This is a genomic window from Geothrix fuzhouensis (assembly GCF_024609325.1).
Lineage (GTDB): Bacteria > Acidobacteriota > Holophagae > Holophagales > Holophagaceae > Geothrix > Geothrix fuzhouensis.
The window spans coordinates 824,387-837,291 of the sequence record NZ_JANHMQ010000002.1 but is presented as its reverse complement, the minus strand read 5'-3'; the positions used below and the strand labels follow the sequence as shown (position 1 = coordinate 837,291).

Annotated in this window: 14 protein-coding genes and 1 tRNA gene; 11 read left to right on the top strand and 4 right to left on the bottom strand. The window is 66.2% G+C overall.

The annotated features are described in order from the left end of the window. Positions 1–36 precede the first annotated feature (36 nt). Positions 37–2,031: a thioredoxin domain-containing protein gene (locus tag NOV74_RS11115; protein WP_257312295.1), complete on the bottom strand. Its 1,995-nt coding sequence runs from the start codon at positions 2,029–2,031 to the stop codon at positions 37–39. A gap of 103 nt (positions 2,032–2,134) precedes the next feature. Here NOV74_RS11115 and ffh point away from each other — a divergent pair, with 103 nt between their 5' ends. From ffh to NOV74_RS11085, 6 genes are all read left to right on the top strand, one after another. Then, positions 2,135–3,493: a signal recognition particle protein gene (gene ffh, locus NOV74_RS11110; RefSeq protein ID WP_257312293.1), complete on the top strand. Its 1,359-nt coding sequence runs from the start codon at positions 2,135–2,137 to the stop codon at positions 3,491–3,493. A gap of 12 nt (positions 3,494–3,505) precedes the next feature. Beyond that, entirely contained in the window at positions 3,506–4,990 is a 1,485-nt protein-coding gene (locus tag NOV74_RS11105; RefSeq protein ID WP_257312291.1) for a tetratricopeptide repeat protein, read from the top strand. 79 nt (positions 4,991–5,069) lie between these two features. Further along, positions 5,070–5,312, top strand: coding sequence for a 30S ribosomal protein S16 (rpsP, locus tag NOV74_RS11100; RefSeq protein ID WP_243288668.1), 243 nt, complete (start codon positions 5,070–5,072; stop codon positions 5,310–5,312). 61 nt (positions 5,313–5,373) lie between these two features. Next, entirely contained in the window at positions 5,374–5,628 is a 255-nt protein-coding gene (locus NOV74_RS11095) for a KH domain-containing protein (RefSeq protein WP_257312289.1), read from the top strand. A gap of 271 nt (positions 5,629–5,899) precedes the next feature. Continuing rightward, positions 5,900–6,451, top strand: coding sequence for a ribosome maturation factor RimM (locus NOV74_RS11090; protein WP_257312286.1), 552 nt, complete (start codon positions 5,900–5,902; stop codon positions 6,449–6,451). An 11-nt stretch (positions 6,452–6,462) separates the two neighbouring features. Further along, positions 6,463–6,948 (top strand): PaaI family thioesterase, encoded by a 486-nt coding sequence (locus NOV74_RS11085; protein ID WP_257312283.1) that lies wholly within the window; start codon positions 6,463–6,465, stop codon positions 6,946–6,948. On the opposite strand, the gene NOV74_RS11080 is transcribed toward NOV74_RS11085, so the two are convergent. From NOV74_RS11080 to NOV74_RS11070, 3 genes are read right to left on the bottom strand one after another with little or no spacing between them, the layout of a single operon-like run. Beyond that, positions 6,945–7,553 carry a MarC family protein gene (locus NOV74_RS11080; protein ID WP_257312280.1) on the bottom strand — a complete coding sequence of 203 codons (609 nt, stop codon included), beginning with the start codon at positions 7,551–7,553 and terminating at the stop codon, positions 6,945–6,947. The two genes, NOV74_RS11085 and NOV74_RS11080, sit on opposite strands and share 4 nt — an antisense overlap. 3 nt (positions 7,554–7,556) lie before the next feature. After that, positions 7,557–9,329: a signal peptide peptidase SppA gene (gene sppA, locus NOV74_RS11075; RefSeq protein ID WP_257312278.1), complete on the bottom strand. Its 1,773-nt coding sequence runs from the start codon at positions 9,327–9,329 to the stop codon at positions 7,557–7,559. A gap of 41 nt (positions 9,330–9,370) precedes the next feature. After that, positions 9,371–9,913: an NADPH-dependent FMN reductase gene (locus tag NOV74_RS11070; protein WP_257312275.1), complete on the bottom strand. Its 543-nt coding sequence runs from the start codon at positions 9,911–9,913 to the stop codon at positions 9,371–9,373. Positions 9,914–10,015: 102 nt separating this feature from the next. Here NOV74_RS11070 and NOV74_RS11065 point away from each other — a divergent pair, with 102 nt between their 5' ends. The 5 genes from NOV74_RS11065 to cutA all read left to right on the top strand — a co-directional run bounded on the left by NOV74_RS11065 (position 10,016) and on the right by cutA (position 12,880). Further along, a complete protein-coding gene (locus NOV74_RS11065) occupies positions 10,016–10,423 on the top strand; it encodes a BrxA/BrxB family bacilliredoxin (RefSeq protein ID WP_306672459.1) in 408 nt (135 codons plus the stop codon). A 43-nt stretch (positions 10,424–10,466) separates the two neighbouring features. After that, positions 10,467–11,585 carry a CaiB/BaiF CoA transferase family protein gene (locus NOV74_RS11060; RefSeq protein ID WP_257312272.1) on the top strand — a complete coding sequence of 373 codons (1,119 nt, stop codon included), beginning with the start codon at positions 10,467–10,469 and terminating at the stop codon, positions 11,583–11,585. Next, on the top strand, positions 11,582–11,989 hold the full coding sequence (locus NOV74_RS11055; RefSeq protein ID WP_257312269.1) for a DciA family protein: 408 nt from the start codon (positions 11,582–11,584) through the stop codon (positions 11,987–11,989). Before NOV74_RS11060 ends, NOV74_RS11055 begins: the two co-directional genes overlap by 4 nt. 48 nt (positions 11,990–12,037) lie before the next feature. Next, a tRNA-Pro gene (locus NOV74_RS11050) sits at positions 12,038–12,114 on the top strand. A gap of 439 nt (positions 12,115–12,553) precedes the next feature. Beyond that, entirely contained in the window at positions 12,554–12,880 is a 327-nt protein-coding gene (cutA, locus tag NOV74_RS11045; RefSeq protein ID WP_257312267.1) for a divalent-cation tolerance protein CutA, read from the top strand. Positions 12,881–12,905: the final 25 nt, after the last annotated feature.

Genomic DNA, 12,905 nt, shown 5'->3' with positions numbered 1-12,905 from the left:
CTTCCTACCCCAGAGGATCGGGTCACATCCAGGTGATCAGTAGAGGAGCGCGGCCAGATCCTCCGGGGTGCTCACCGGCCGGGCACAGGTGCGGCCGCGGCACACGAAGACCAAGGGACCTTCCCCCGAGGCCACCCGATCCTCATGGAGCGGCAGGAACTGATCCTCGGACACGGACAGGACCCGACCAGGCAGGTGGCGACGATGGACCTCCGCCAGCAGGTCCCGCATCTTGGGGTGTTCCGGATCACCGGAGATGGCCACCTCCACGGGCTCGCGCAAGGCCAGGTCCAACGCACTGAGCATGCCCAGAAAGGCCCGCGGGGCCCGCTGCAGCCAAGGCGTGAAGCAGCGGAGGGCGCCTTCGGCAGCCTGCCGGAAGTCCTCCCGTTGGAGGTGCCGCGACAGGCGCAGCAGGGCCCGCGCGGCCAGTGTGTTGCCACTGGGGAGGGCGTTATCGAAGCCCGGCTTCTGCCGGAAGATCAGGTCTTTCTGGTCGGCCTCGGTGCTGAAGAAACCACCTTCCGCCGGATCCTGGAAGCGGGCCAGCAGGCTCTCGGCCAGCGTTTCGGCCCAGCGCAGCCAGGCCGGATCGAAGCCGGCCTCGTAGAGGTCCACCAGGCCCTCCACCACCGCCGCATGATCCTCCAGGAAGCCCCGGGTGTGGGCCTGGCCCTGCCGCCACACTCGCAGGAGGTGCCCCTCCGGCCACAACTCCCGGCGCAGGAACGTGGCACACTCCCGCGCCGCCTCGAGATAGCGCGGGTCACCCAGCACCTGGAACCCCCGGGCCAACGCCGACAGCGTCAGACCGTTCCAGGCGGTCAGCACCTTGTCATCCTTGCCAGGACGCACGCGCCGGTCTCGCCAGAGCCTCAGCTTGTCGCGCAGGGCGCGGTCCTCCTTCTCCGCCAGGCCCACCCCGGCGGGGCAGGAGAACCGGTGGACCACGCTGTGGCCATGTTCGAAGTTCCCCGGCTCGGTGATGCCGAAGGCGGCGCAGAAGCGGGCGCCATCGGCCTCACCCAGGGCTTCGCGGACCTCGGCGGGTGTAAAGAGGTAGAACTTTCCCTCCTCGCCCTCGCTGTCCGCATCCTCACTGGAATGGAAGCCGCCTTGGGGACCGCGCAGATCCCGCAGGAGGTAGTCCAGCGTCTCCCGCGCCACTTGGCCGTAGCGGACCTCTCCCGTGGCCTGGAAGGCGGCCAGGTAGCAGGCAGCCAGCTGGGCGTTGTCGTAGAGCATCTTCTCGAAATGGGGCACCAGCCACTGGCCGTCCACGCTGTAGCGGGCGAAGCCGCCACCCAGGTGGTCGTACATGCCGCCTTCCCGCATGGCGTCCAGGGTGCGGAGGGCCATGGCCCGATCCTCCACTGTCCCCCGGGCCAGGATCAGTTCCACCGCCATGGCCTGCGGAAATTTGGGCGCCGGGCCGAAGCCACCCCAACGGGCATCGAAGCCCTGGCGGAGCTGCTGAAAGGCGGCCTCGAAGACCGACGCGTCCGGCAAGCCGTCGCCCGGTTCCACGGCCGCCTGGCGCTGAAGTTCCGCCGCCAGTTTGCCGGCCTGGGTCACCACCCCAGCCCGATCCTCTCGCCAAACCTCCGCGATGCGGGTGAGTAGCGGAATGAAGCCCGGCATCCCGCCCCGGGGCTCCGGCGGGAAGTAGGTGCCCCCGTAGAAGGGCTCCAGGTCCGGCGTGAGCCACACGCTCATGGGCCAGCCGCCCCGGCCGGTCATGGCCTGCACGGCGTCCATGTAGAGGTCGTCCAGATCGGGCCGCTCCTCGCGGTCCACCTTGATGCTCACGAAGTGGGCGTTCAGGACCTCGGCCACGGCGGGATTCTCGAAACTCTCCCGCTCCATGACATGGCACCAGTGGCACGCGCTGTAACCGATGCTGAGAAAGATGGGCTTCTGTTCCGCCTTCGCCTTGGCCATGGCCGCTTCGCCCCAAGGATGCCAATCCACGGGGTTGTGGGCGTGCTGGAGCAGGTAGGGGCTGAGGCTTCCGACCAGATGATTCGGCATATCCGACTCCGCTAGTCAGGATTATGCCCCAGGATGTCCTTCCGAACCGGGGAAACCCCTTCCCCGCCGGTAGAATGGACCTTTTGGTACGTACCGGAGTCCCATGTTCGACAATCTCACCCAGAAACTCAGCCAGGCGATGAAGTCTCTCCGGGGCCAGTCGAAGCTGACGGAAGCCAACCTCGAAGCCGTGCTGCGCGAAGTACGGATGGCCCTGCTGGAGGCGGATGTCCACGTGAGCGTGGCCCGCACCTTCCTCCAGCGGGTGAAGGAGAAGGCCCTGGGCGCGGAGGTCCTGCAGGGCCTCAACCCGACCCAAGCCTTCATCGACATCGTCCACCGGGAACTGGTGGAGATCATGGGCGGCCAGGCGCCGGAATATCCCCTCACCTTCGCGGCCAAGCCGCCGACGGTGGTCATGATGGTGGGCCTGCAGGGGGCCGGCAAGACCACCACCTGCGGCAAGCTGGCGGTGTTTCTCAAGAAGCTGGGCCGCTCGCCCCTGCTGGTGCCGGCCGACGTCTACCGCCCCGCCGCCATCGAGCAGCTGCACGTGGTGGCCAAGGATGCCGGAGTGCCCTCTTTCCGCACCGAGGAAAAGGATCCGGTTGCCATCTGCGCGGCAGCCGTGGCCGAGGCGAAGCTGAAGGGCTGGGACGTGGTGGTGCTGGACACCGCCGGCCGCCTGCATCTCGATGAAACCCTGATGGAGGAGCTGGCCCGCATCAAGGCCGCCACCTCGCCCGATGAGATCCTCTTCGTGGCCGATGCCATGACCGGTCAGGACGCCGTCCGCAGCGCCACGGCCTTCCACGAGAAGCTGGGCATCACCGGCGTGGTGCTCACCAAGACGGATGGCGACACCCGCGGCGGCGCGGCCTTCAGCATCAAGCAGGCCACGGGCCAGCCCCTGAAATTCGTAGGCGAGGGCGAAAAACTAGAGGATTTCCAGCGCTTCCATCCCGATCGCATGGCCCAACGCATCCTCGGCATGGGCGACGTCCTCAGCCTCATCGAGCACGCCAAGGACAAGATCGACGAGAAGGAAGCCGAGGTCATGGCCAAGCGTCTGGCCAAGAACCAGTTCACTCTGGAAGACATGCGCAAGCAGTTCCAGCAGGTGCAGAAGCTGGGCTCCATGAACAAGATCCTGGGCATGCTGCCGGGCCTGGGGCAGATGAAGGAACAGTTGGCGAGCGTGGCCACCGACAAGCGCATCAAGCACCTGGAGGCCATCATCAATTCGATGACGCCCGCCGAGCGTGCCAACCACAACCTGCTGGACGGCAAGCGCAAGCGCCGCATCGCCGCAGGCTGCGGGCGTCCCGTGAGCGAGATCAACCAGCTCATCAAGCAGTACGTGGAGACGAAGAAGATGATGGGCCAGATGAACGATCCCAAGTTCATGGCTCGCATGCAGCGCATGGCCAAGATGGGCGGCGCCCCCAACCTTCCCTTCTAGGGGCCACCTCTGGTGCGACGTCCTCTCCTGACCCCTGCCCGAACCTGGATGCTTCTGGGCGCGGTTCTGGGCATCAGCCTGGCCGGGGCGTGGTTGTGGCGATCCAACGCCCACTACCCAAGCCCAAGGCGGGTGCTCATGATCAGCCCCGAGCCTTCGCTGCAGACCGAGCTGAACCTCGGCCTGGAGACCCTAATCAAGGACCACTTCGAGGTGCTGGCCGGTCTGACAGTCACCCAAGCCCCCGCCGTCCCCACCCCGGCAGAGCTGCGGAAGCTCCCCGCCGACATGGCACTGTTCCGTTTCCAGGGGTGGCGGGATGGCCAACGGCTGGCCTTGACCACCCAGTGGACCACGCCCGCCAAACTGCTGGCAGGCCAACCCTGGAACCGCAGCAGACAACCCCCCATGGAGCCTGCACTGGCCCTGGACACCTGGTTGGCGCACTGGCCGATGGAGCGGCGCCATCGCTTTGCGGCAGACCTCTACCCCCGCCAGACGGACCATTTCTGGGGCCTCCTGCATGCCATGGCCGTGCGGGATGACCAGGAGGCCACGGAGCAACTGGCCACGACCCAGGCCCTGGCCGAAGCGGAACCCATGTGTGCCACCGCCTGGGCCACCCTGGGTGACCACCTCTACCGCAGCCTCTGGGTGGATCCCGCCAAGGCGGGCATTGGCCTTAATTCCCGCACCCACAAAGCGTTCCAGCGGGCCGTGAGCCTTGTTCCGGGCCATCCCCGGGCCACCTTTCTATGGTCCCTGATGCTCACCGACACGGGGAACCAGGACATGGCGCTGCGAATCCTCGGCGAGGCGGTCCGTCTACGCCCGAGCGTGCCTGATCTCTACCTCGGCTTGACCTATGCTGGCCGGACCTCGGGCTTGCTGGCCGGCGCCCACTCGGCCATGGTCCGGCGGAAGGCCCTCCTCGCCCCGCTGCCCCCGACCTCCTACTGGACTGTCGAAACCACCAACCTCTACCTCGGCGACTGGGCAGCCTTCGAGGAGGACCTGCAGCAGGCCAAGGCTGTGCGCGAAGATGCCAGCTTCCTGTTCTACCAGGGCTACCTCGCCTTGCTGAAGGGCGATCGCCAGGCCGCCCTCACGCACATGAAGGCTGCCGAAGCGGCAGCGGGCTCCAGCCCTTTCCAGGGCCTCAGCCGGGTCTATCGCGCGTACCTTGATGGGCGGACGGCGGAGGGACTGGCCGAGCTTCGACGCATCGACGAGGTGCGAGGGAAGTTGCGCATCCCCGATGGCGAATTGACCTTCAAGCAAGCCGAGGCCTACTCGCTGCTGGGCGAGGCGGGCTTGGCCGTGGATTGCGCCACGCGGGCTTTCGTCCAGGGATTCAGCTGCGCCCGCTGGTATGAGACTTCGCCTTTCCTCGAGAAAATGCGTAGCCATCCCCGCTGGCCGACGTTGCGGCGGAACGTCCGGGAACGCCAGGCCGTCCTCGAAGGCAGCTTCCCACCCGCCAGCTTCGAGCCGTGAGAGACACTGCCCAGACGCCCAAATTTGCGCTTGGGAACGGGTGAATTCCGCGATACACTCTCCTGCTCAGGGAGTGCCCATGCTTTCGATCCGACTTGCTCGCAATGGTGCCAAGAAGCGCCCGTTCTACCACATCGTCGTCTCCGAGAATGACCGCATCCCCACCGGCCGCGCCGTGGAGGTGTTGGGCTTCGTGAACCCCATCGCCGGTTCCGGCGAAGAGGTCCGCATCGACGCCGAGAAGGCGAAGTCCTGGCTCCAGAAGGGCGCCCAGCCCTCCAAGACCGTGCTCGATCTGTTCAAGAAGAACCAGATCCTGTAATCCGGTTTCCGACGTCCGAAAGCCGGGCCCTGGTCCGGCTTTCTTTGTTCGTGGAGCGATGATGAACCCCGAAGCCTTCCTGCGTGATGTGCTGACTCCCCTGCTGGACCATCCGGAGGCGCTCCGGGTCGAGGTCAGCGGCGAAGGGAAGAAGCGCGACGTGCTGGTCTTCGCCGATCCCCGGGACCGCGGGCGCATTATCGGCAAGCATGGGCGCATGATCTCGGCCCTCCGCACCCTCTGCAAGGTCGCCGGCGAGAAGGCCGGTCTGATGGTGAACCTCGAACTGGATGACGAGGACGAACGGGAGGTCTAGGGCCTGGCCTCAGAATGGGGCGCGGCCGCGCAAGGGGCGCCGCCCAAGCGAGAAAAGGAAAGCGACGATGGCAATAGCGGCACTATTGACGAGGAGCTTGACGCAGGTTCGCGCCGGGCGCCGCCCCTTGCCCTTCGGGACGGGCCCAGCCGCGCGCCCAGGTGCGTCACCGCGCTTGAACGATGTCCCGCATCGCCCTGCGCGCGCTTCCTTCCTAGATCACGCGGCTGGACCCGTCGCGGCTCGCATCCATTTTGAAGGCAGGCCCTAGATGCTGCTGGCAGGTCATCTGGCCAAGATCCAGGGACTCAAGGGCGAGTTCCTCTTTCATTCCGTCATGGATGAGCCAGAACGGCTGGAAGGCATGGCGGGCCTGGTGCTGGCGCCGCCTCAGCTGGATCTGGAACACGGACAGGACGCTGCCCCGGCCCGGCCTGTGAAGCTGCGAAGCTTCCGCTGGCACCAGGACCGGCCCTGCCTCGCCTTCGCCGAGGTGCCCGACCGTACCGCCGCCGAGCCTCTGAAGGGCTGGGCCCTGTGGATGCCGGAAGCGGCCGCCACGCTGGAAGAAGGTGAAACCTTCCGCCACCAGTGGATCGGCTGTGACGTCTTCGTGGGAGGGCGCAAGGTGGGCGAGGTGCTGCGCCTGGATCCCGGCCCTGCCGGTTACGACATGGTGGTCATGCGTGACCTGCGGCCCGGCCGCACGGGCCAGCGCGACATCCCCTACATCAAGGCCTGGTGGAGGCTGGACCTGCCGAACCGCCGCCTGGACCTGGATCCCCCGGAAGGTCTGCTGGACGTGAACCTGGTGGGCGACTGACAATCGAAACCATGTCCCCCTCCTTGGAACGCCTGAAACAGACCTTCGGCATGCGCCTGTTCGGGTGGCTGAAGATCCCCCTCCTGGCCTCCGTGCATCCCAGCGTGGTCGAGCTGACGGAAGCCCGCTGCGTCGTGCGGATCCCGCTCCGGCGCTGGACGAAGAACCACCTCGGTTCCATGTATTTCGGTGCCTTGGCCATCGGTGCCGACTGCGCCGGAGGGCTGCTGGCCATGGATCAGATCAAGCGCTCAGGGCAGGCCGTGGCCCTGGTCTTCAAGACCTTCCAGGCCACCTTCCTGAAGCGCCCCGAAGCCGATGTCTACTTCATCTGCGAGGAAGGTGCCGCCATCCGGGACCAGGTGCGCCGCACCCTGGCCTCTGAGGAGCGCATCACCGAGCCCATGCACATCCAGGCGGCGGTAAAGCTGGCGGACGGCACCTTCGAGCCCGTGGCGGAGTTCACGCTGGAGCTGAGCCTGAAGCGAAAGGCCTAGGCCGCGCGCAGCTGCAGCACGAACTTCTGGATGCCCGCCAGCAGCATCTCGATAGCCATGGCCGTGAGCACCAGGCCCATGAGCCGCTCGAAGGCCAGGGTGACCTTCTCGCCCAGGAAGGCCGCGATCTTCTCGGCGAAACCCAGCACCACCGCCGAAATGGCCATGGCCACGGTCAGGGCGCCCAGCCACTCCCAGAGCCGGTGCGGCTCCCGGCTCACGAGCAGCAGCACGGTGGCGATGGCCGAGGGCCCCGCGATGAAGGGGATGGCCAGCGGCACGAGGAAGGGCTCTCCGTGGACGGGTAGGTCCGTGGGTCCCTCGGGATGGGGGAAGACCATTTTCAGGGCGATGAGGAAGAGGATCACACCACCGGCGATGCCCAGCGACGTGTCGGTAAGGTGCATGAGATGCAGCACCGTCTGACCGAAGAGGGCGAAGAAGAGCAGGATGGCGAAGGCAAACAGCACCTCGCGGACGATGATCCGCTGGCGCCGGGCCGGATCCACCTGGCGCAGCAGCCCGATGAAGACGGGGATGTTGCCCAGGGGATCCGTCACCAGCACCAGCAGGATGATGGCCGAAACAAAGGAGGCCGAATCCACTGGCTATTTCAGCTCAAGTTCGAAGGGCAGCCGGGCGTAGACGCCCTGCGGATCGTTCAGCGAGGTCAGCAGGTCCAGCTGATGGCGGAACGAATCCACCAGCCCATCCACCGGGCCGGTCCTGGTGAGCTTCCTGGGCTTGCCGCCCAGATTCTTCAGGATCTCCCGGAGGGTGTCCGGCTCCCGTTCAGGCCCCACAACCTGGTAGTTGTCGCCCGCCTTGAGCCGGCCGGCGGAGTACTTCACCGCGGCATCCAGCCCCCCGAGCTCGTCCACCAAGCCCAGCTTCACGGCCTCCTGGCCGGACCAGACGCGGCCCTGGGCAATCTCATGGACCGCCTCCTTCTTCATCTTCCGGCTGTCCGCCACCTTGGAGACGAACTGATCGTAGATGCGGTCCACCAAGCCCTGGATGCGAGCCAGCTCCAAGTCGTTCTTGGGCCGGGCCAAGGTCATGGGATTCGCCATCTTGGCGGTCTGCACGCTATCCCAGGTGATGCCGTGCTCATTGGCCAGCTTCTTGACGTTGGGCAGCAGGCCGAAGACCCCAATGGAGCCAGTGATGGTGCTGGGCTCCGCGAAAATGCGGTCGCCGTAGGTGCTGATCCAGTAGCCGCCTGAGGCCGCCAGGTGGCCCATGGACACCACGAGGGGCTTCACCTTCTTCGTGAGGATGACTTCGCGTTGGATGAGCTCCGAGGCCGCCGCGCTACCGCCGGGGCTGTTCACGCGGAGCACCACCGCTTTGATGCGGTCGTCCAGGCGCAGCTGGCGCAGCTCGCGGCTGAGGCGCTCGCCGCCCACCTGATTGGCCTTGCCTTCGCCATCCACGATCTCGCCTTCAGCCACGACCACGGCGATGCGCGTCCGCCCAGTCTTCGCCTCGCCAGCGATGCCGGCGTACGTGGCCAAGGCGATCTGGGGGAAGTCCTTGTCCTTGGCTTGCTTACCGGCCAGTTTCTTCAGCTCGTCCAGCACTTCGTCATAGGGCGCGATGCGGTCCACGAGGCCCAGCTTCTTCGCCTCCTCGGCCTCCACGATTCCCTTCTCATCCGCGATGGTCTGGAAATCTGCGGGGGTCTTCTTGCGGTCCTTGGCGACGGTCTCCTTCCACTCGCTCCAGATGTCATCCAGCAGCTTCTGCACCTGCTCCCGGTTGGGATCGCTCATGTGGTCGGTGATGAAGGGCTCCACCGCGCTCTTGTACTTGCCCACGCGGGTGACCTGTACTTCCACGCCGTACTTCTTGAAAGCCTCACCGAAGAACATCGGCTCGCTCGCCAGGCCGTTCACCTCCATCTGGCCGAAGGGATTGATGAACACAGTGGTGGCGCCGGCCGCCAGGTAGTAGTCCCGCTTGCTCCAGCCCAGGTTGTAGGCCAGCACAGGTTTCTTCGCCTTGAACCGCTGGATGGCCTCGCGCAGCTCGCGCAGCTGAGCCGGACCCGCGCCCTGGAGGTTCCCCGTGAGGAACAGCGCCGTGATGTGATTGTCCGAGGCCGCCCGATCCAGAGCCTCGATGGCCGCCGGCAGAGCCTGGCTGTGGCCCCCCCCGCCGCCAAGGGCTTCGCTGAGGGCCTCGCTGGGTTCAGGATCGCGCTCCGCATCGGACAGGCTGGTGTCCAGGTCGAAGACCAGCACGGCCTTGCTGGGCACCGTGGGCTTGCCCGCGGAGCCGATGACGGTCAGCAGGCCGAAGAACAGGAAGACGGCCACACCTCCGGCCACCATCAGGGCCAGCAGCGTAGCGAAGAAGCTCTTGAAAAAGTCCTTCATGACGGCTCCGGAAGACAGTTCAGGATCGCATACCTCTGGGGCTACGAACGGAGCCGGGTCACCAGGGACAGGAAGCTGTCCAGGATCTTCGGCACGGCGGCGAGGGTGCGGGGGTCTCTCGGTGCCCCCTGCTCATCGAGCTGTTGATCCGCATGGGGCACCGTGAGGGCCTCGGGCAGGGCCAGGGCGCCCATGTTTGCCAAGGTGGTCCGCCAGGTCACGAGGCCGCGGGCGCCGCCGAAGGCGCCGGGGCTCGCCGCGCAGAGCAGTACAGGCAGGCCGTGCCAGGGACTGGGCTTCAGGGTGCTGAGCCAATCCACCGCGTTCTTCAGATGGCCCGGAATGCCCGCGTTGTATTCCGGCGAGACGATCACCAGGCCTTGGGCGGCCTGAAGGGCTCCGTGAAGCGCCAGGATCTCAGCCGTGGCCACATTACCCTCCTCATAGAGCGGCCAACGCAGGGCCTCTCCCGCAAAGGTGGACACCTCATGGCCCCGGGCTTCCAACTGGGCGGCCAGCTGGCGCAGCAGGCGGGTATTCAGGGAACCCGGACGAAGACTCCCACCCATCAAGGCCAGCCGCATGGTCACTCCTCATCAGCCCTGAATTGTGACCTGGATCAATCCTTACTTAATCGGTAAACTTTACTGTCCGAGGAGGAAGTTGTGTCGAATTACCCCGAATACATGGTTGCCCCGATGCGTGAGGAATTGGTGCGGGAGGGCTTCCAGCAGCTCTTGACGCCCGCCCAGGTGGACCAGGCCCTCCAGCGGCCCGGCACCACTCTGTTGGTGGTGAACAGCGTCTGCGGATGCGCTGCGGCGGGCGCGCGACCCGGCGTCACCGAGGCCCTGCGGTCACAGGATCTGCGCTTCGATCATCTGGTGACCGTCTTTGCAGGCATGGAAAAGGAAGCCACGGCCCAGGCGCGGGAATACTTTGAGGGCGCCATGCCCACCAGCCCCCAGGCCGCCATCTTCAAGGACGGCCAGCTGGTCCACCTCATGCAGCGCCAGGATTTCCTCGCCCACAGCCCCGAGGAGATCGCCGCGACCCTGACCGCGGCCTATCGCCAGACCATCGCCGCAAGCTGATCCCGCCCGAAGACATGAAGTAGGCTTGAACCCGGAGAACCCGATGCTCAAGCCCTTGTCCCACTTCAGGATCGTGGATCTGTCCTGCGTGCTGGCAGGCCCCTTCTCGACCCAGCTGCTGGCGGACCTGGGGGCGGAGGTGCAAAAGCTCGAACCCCCCGGAGGGGATCCCACCCGCGGCTGGGGCCCACCCTTCGAGGATGGCGACGCTGGCGAAAGCGCCTATTTCCGTTGCGCGAACCGAGGCAAGCGGAGTCAGGCCATCGATCTCCACACCGAGGAAGGGAAGGCCGATCTCTTCGACCTGCTGAAGGAGGCCGATGTCCTGGTGGAGAACTTCCGCGCCGATTCCGCGGATCGCCTGGGCCTGGGTTGGAAACGGCTCCACGCGAAATTTCCGAAGCTCATTCTGGCGTCCATCCGCGGCTTCGCCTCGGATGTCACCGCCTCCCGCCGCGCCGGCTACGACTTCATCATCCAGGCGGAGAGCGGCTGGATGGCCATCACCGGCGAACCCGAAGGCCGCCCCATGAAAGTGGGCGTGGCCCTGGTGGATGTGCTGGCGGGCCTCTACTGCGCCAACGGCATTCAGGCCGCCTTGCTCCATCGCGAGCGCACCGGCGAAGCCATCCACATCGAGGTGCCGCTCATGGAGGCCGCCTTGGCGGGCCTGTCCAACGTCGCCGCGGGAGCCCTCATGACCGGAACGGCTCCGCAGCGGTGGGGCAATGCTCATGCCCAGATCGTGCCCTACCAGTCCTTCCGTTGCACCGATGGCGACGTGGCCATCGCCGTAGGCAGCGACCGGCAATTCGAGGTGCTGGCCATGTGGCTGGGCCTGGACCTGGAAACGCGCCCCGAGTGGCGGAAAAACCGGGGCCGCGTGAAGGATCGCGAGGAGCTGATCGCCCTCATCGAGGCCCGCACCCAAACCAACACGGTGGGCGAGGTGCTCGCCTTCTGCGAACCCAACGCCATCCCCGCCAGTCAGGTGCGCAGTGTGGACGAGGTCCTGTTCCGCCACGGCGGTGAGCTCCACAACCTGCTCCAGCCCCTCTTTGAACCCGAGACCAACGTCGTGGTGCCCACCCTCGCCTCGCCCCTTCTGCTCAATGGTGAACGAGCCTGCGCGCCCCTTCCCCCGCCCCGCTGGACGTCATGAGCCCGAACCGCCGTCGCACCCCTCGCCTGGTGCCCCTCGGGGCCCGCCAGCCGGATCAGAAGGCCCTGGCCCGCCTCCGCCGGGCATGGTCGTTCGTCGTCGGGCCCGCCCTGGCCGACCGCACCCGCCCCCTGCGCGTGCAGCGGAACGTATTGGTGATGGGCTGCTGGGAACTCACCCGCATCGGCTCCCTCCGTGAGGCCGCCGAAGCCGTGTGGCCACAGATCCGCGACCGAATCCACCGGGCCCTGGACCTCAGCCTGACCGGCCTCCAGATCGTGCCTTGCGATCCCCCCGCGGAAACGCCCACCCAGCCCGAGGATCCCGACCCCCTGCGCCGCGCCCTGCACCTCCTCGACGTCCGCCGCAAAGAGCGCGTCCGCCTCGGCCTTGAGAAGGAATAGCGCCAGACTGGACGCCCCCGCCCGTTTCCAGTAAAGTCAAACCTTCGTCGGGGCGTGGCTCAGCCTGGTAGAGCGCTCGGTTCGGGACCGAGAGGTCGGAGGTTCGAATCCTCTCGCCCCGACCAATAAGAAAGGGGCCTGCGGGCCCCTTTCTTATTGGTCGGAAGCAGGCGAGAGGGTTCGAACCTCCGAGTGGGATCGTGGAGGCGCGACTAGATGTCGCGCCGGAACGAGACCGGCGGCTGGCGCAGCCAGACGCAGTTCGAATCCCGACCAGGTGGGTCGAAACCTCAGAAGGGTAAGCGGCCAACCTCCGAGTGGGATCGCCCGAGGCGTGGCTTGCTGGCACGCCGGAGCGAGACCGGCACACGGCGCAGCCAGACGCGCTCAAACCCGGTGCCAAGGCTGATCAGCACCAACAACGAAGCAGGGCAACCAAACGTGTGCTTTGCGGTCAGACCACCCAAACCCCCCAGACAGGCTGCCTGGCCTTTCGTGATCCGCGATATCCCCGCTCCCAAGCTACAATGACCGGTTCCGCCCGCCGGGCGGGGAGTCCACCCGATGAGCGACGCCTGCACCATCATGACCACCTGCGGCAGCGAGGAGACAGCTCTGACCATCGCCGCGGCCCTGGTGGATCAGGCCTATGCCGCCTGCGTGAACATCGTCCCCAGCATCAAGAGCTACTACTACTTCAAGGGCGAAACCCACCTCGACGAAGAGGTGATGCTCATCATCAAGACCACCCGTGAACTGTTCCCCCAGGTGTCGGAAGTGATTGCGGACCTCCACACCTACGAAGTCCCGGAGATCCTGATGTTTCCGGTGGAAGCCGGGTCCGAGGGCTTCCTCGACTGGATCCATCAGAGCGTGAACCGGCTCGCTTGAGCCCATCCGACCAGCCTCCCCCGGA

What these genes read in the sequence shown, in the direction of transcription:
- NOV74_RS11085 (WP_257312283.1), top strand. Translation starts at nt 6,463, where the DNA reads ATGTCCCCCTCCTTGGAACGCCTGAAACAGACCTTCGGCATGCGCCTG.
- cutA (WP_257312267.1), top strand. Translation starts at nt 12,554, where the DNA reads ATGAGCGACGCCTGCACCATCATGACCACCTGCGGCAGCGAGGAGACA.
- NOV74_RS11065 (WP_306672459.1), top strand. Translation starts at nt 10,016, where the DNA reads ATGGTTGCCCCGATGCGTGAGGAATTGGTGCGGGAGGGCTTCCAGCAG.
- ffh (WP_257312293.1), top strand. Translation starts at nt 2,135, where the DNA reads ATGTTCGACAATCTCACCCAGAAACTCAGCCAGGCGATGAAGTCTCTC.
- NOV74_RS11115 (WP_257312295.1), bottom strand. Translation starts at nt 2,031, where the DNA reads ATGCCGAATCATCTGGTCGGAAGCCTCAGCCCCTACCTGCTCCAGCAC.
- NOV74_RS11095 (WP_257312289.1), top strand. Translation starts at nt 5,374, where the DNA reads ATGAACCCCGAAGCCTTCCTGCGTGATGTGCTGACTCCCCTGCTGGAC.
- rpsP (WP_243288668.1), top strand. Translation starts at nt 5,070, where the DNA reads ATGCTTTCGATCCGACTTGCTCGCAATGGTGCCAAGAAGCGCCCGTTC.
- sppA (WP_257312278.1), bottom strand. Translation starts at nt 9,329, where the DNA reads ATGAAGGACTTTTTCAAGAGCTTCTTCGCTACGCTGCTGGCCCTGATG.
- NOV74_RS11055 (WP_257312269.1), top strand. Translation starts at nt 11,582, where the DNA reads ATGAGCCCGAACCGCCGTCGCACCCCTCGCCTGGTGCCCCTCGGGGCC.
- NOV74_RS11070 (WP_257312275.1), bottom strand. Translation starts at nt 9,913, where the DNA reads ATGCGGCTGGCCTTGATGGGTGGGAGTCTTCGTCCGGGTTCCCTGAAT.
- NOV74_RS11090 (WP_257312286.1), top strand. Translation starts at nt 5,900, where the DNA reads ATGCTGCTGGCAGGTCATCTGGCCAAGATCCAGGGACTCAAGGGCGAG.
- NOV74_RS11060 (WP_257312272.1), top strand. Translation starts at nt 10,467, where the DNA reads ATGCTCAAGCCCTTGTCCCACTTCAGGATCGTGGATCTGTCCTGCGTG.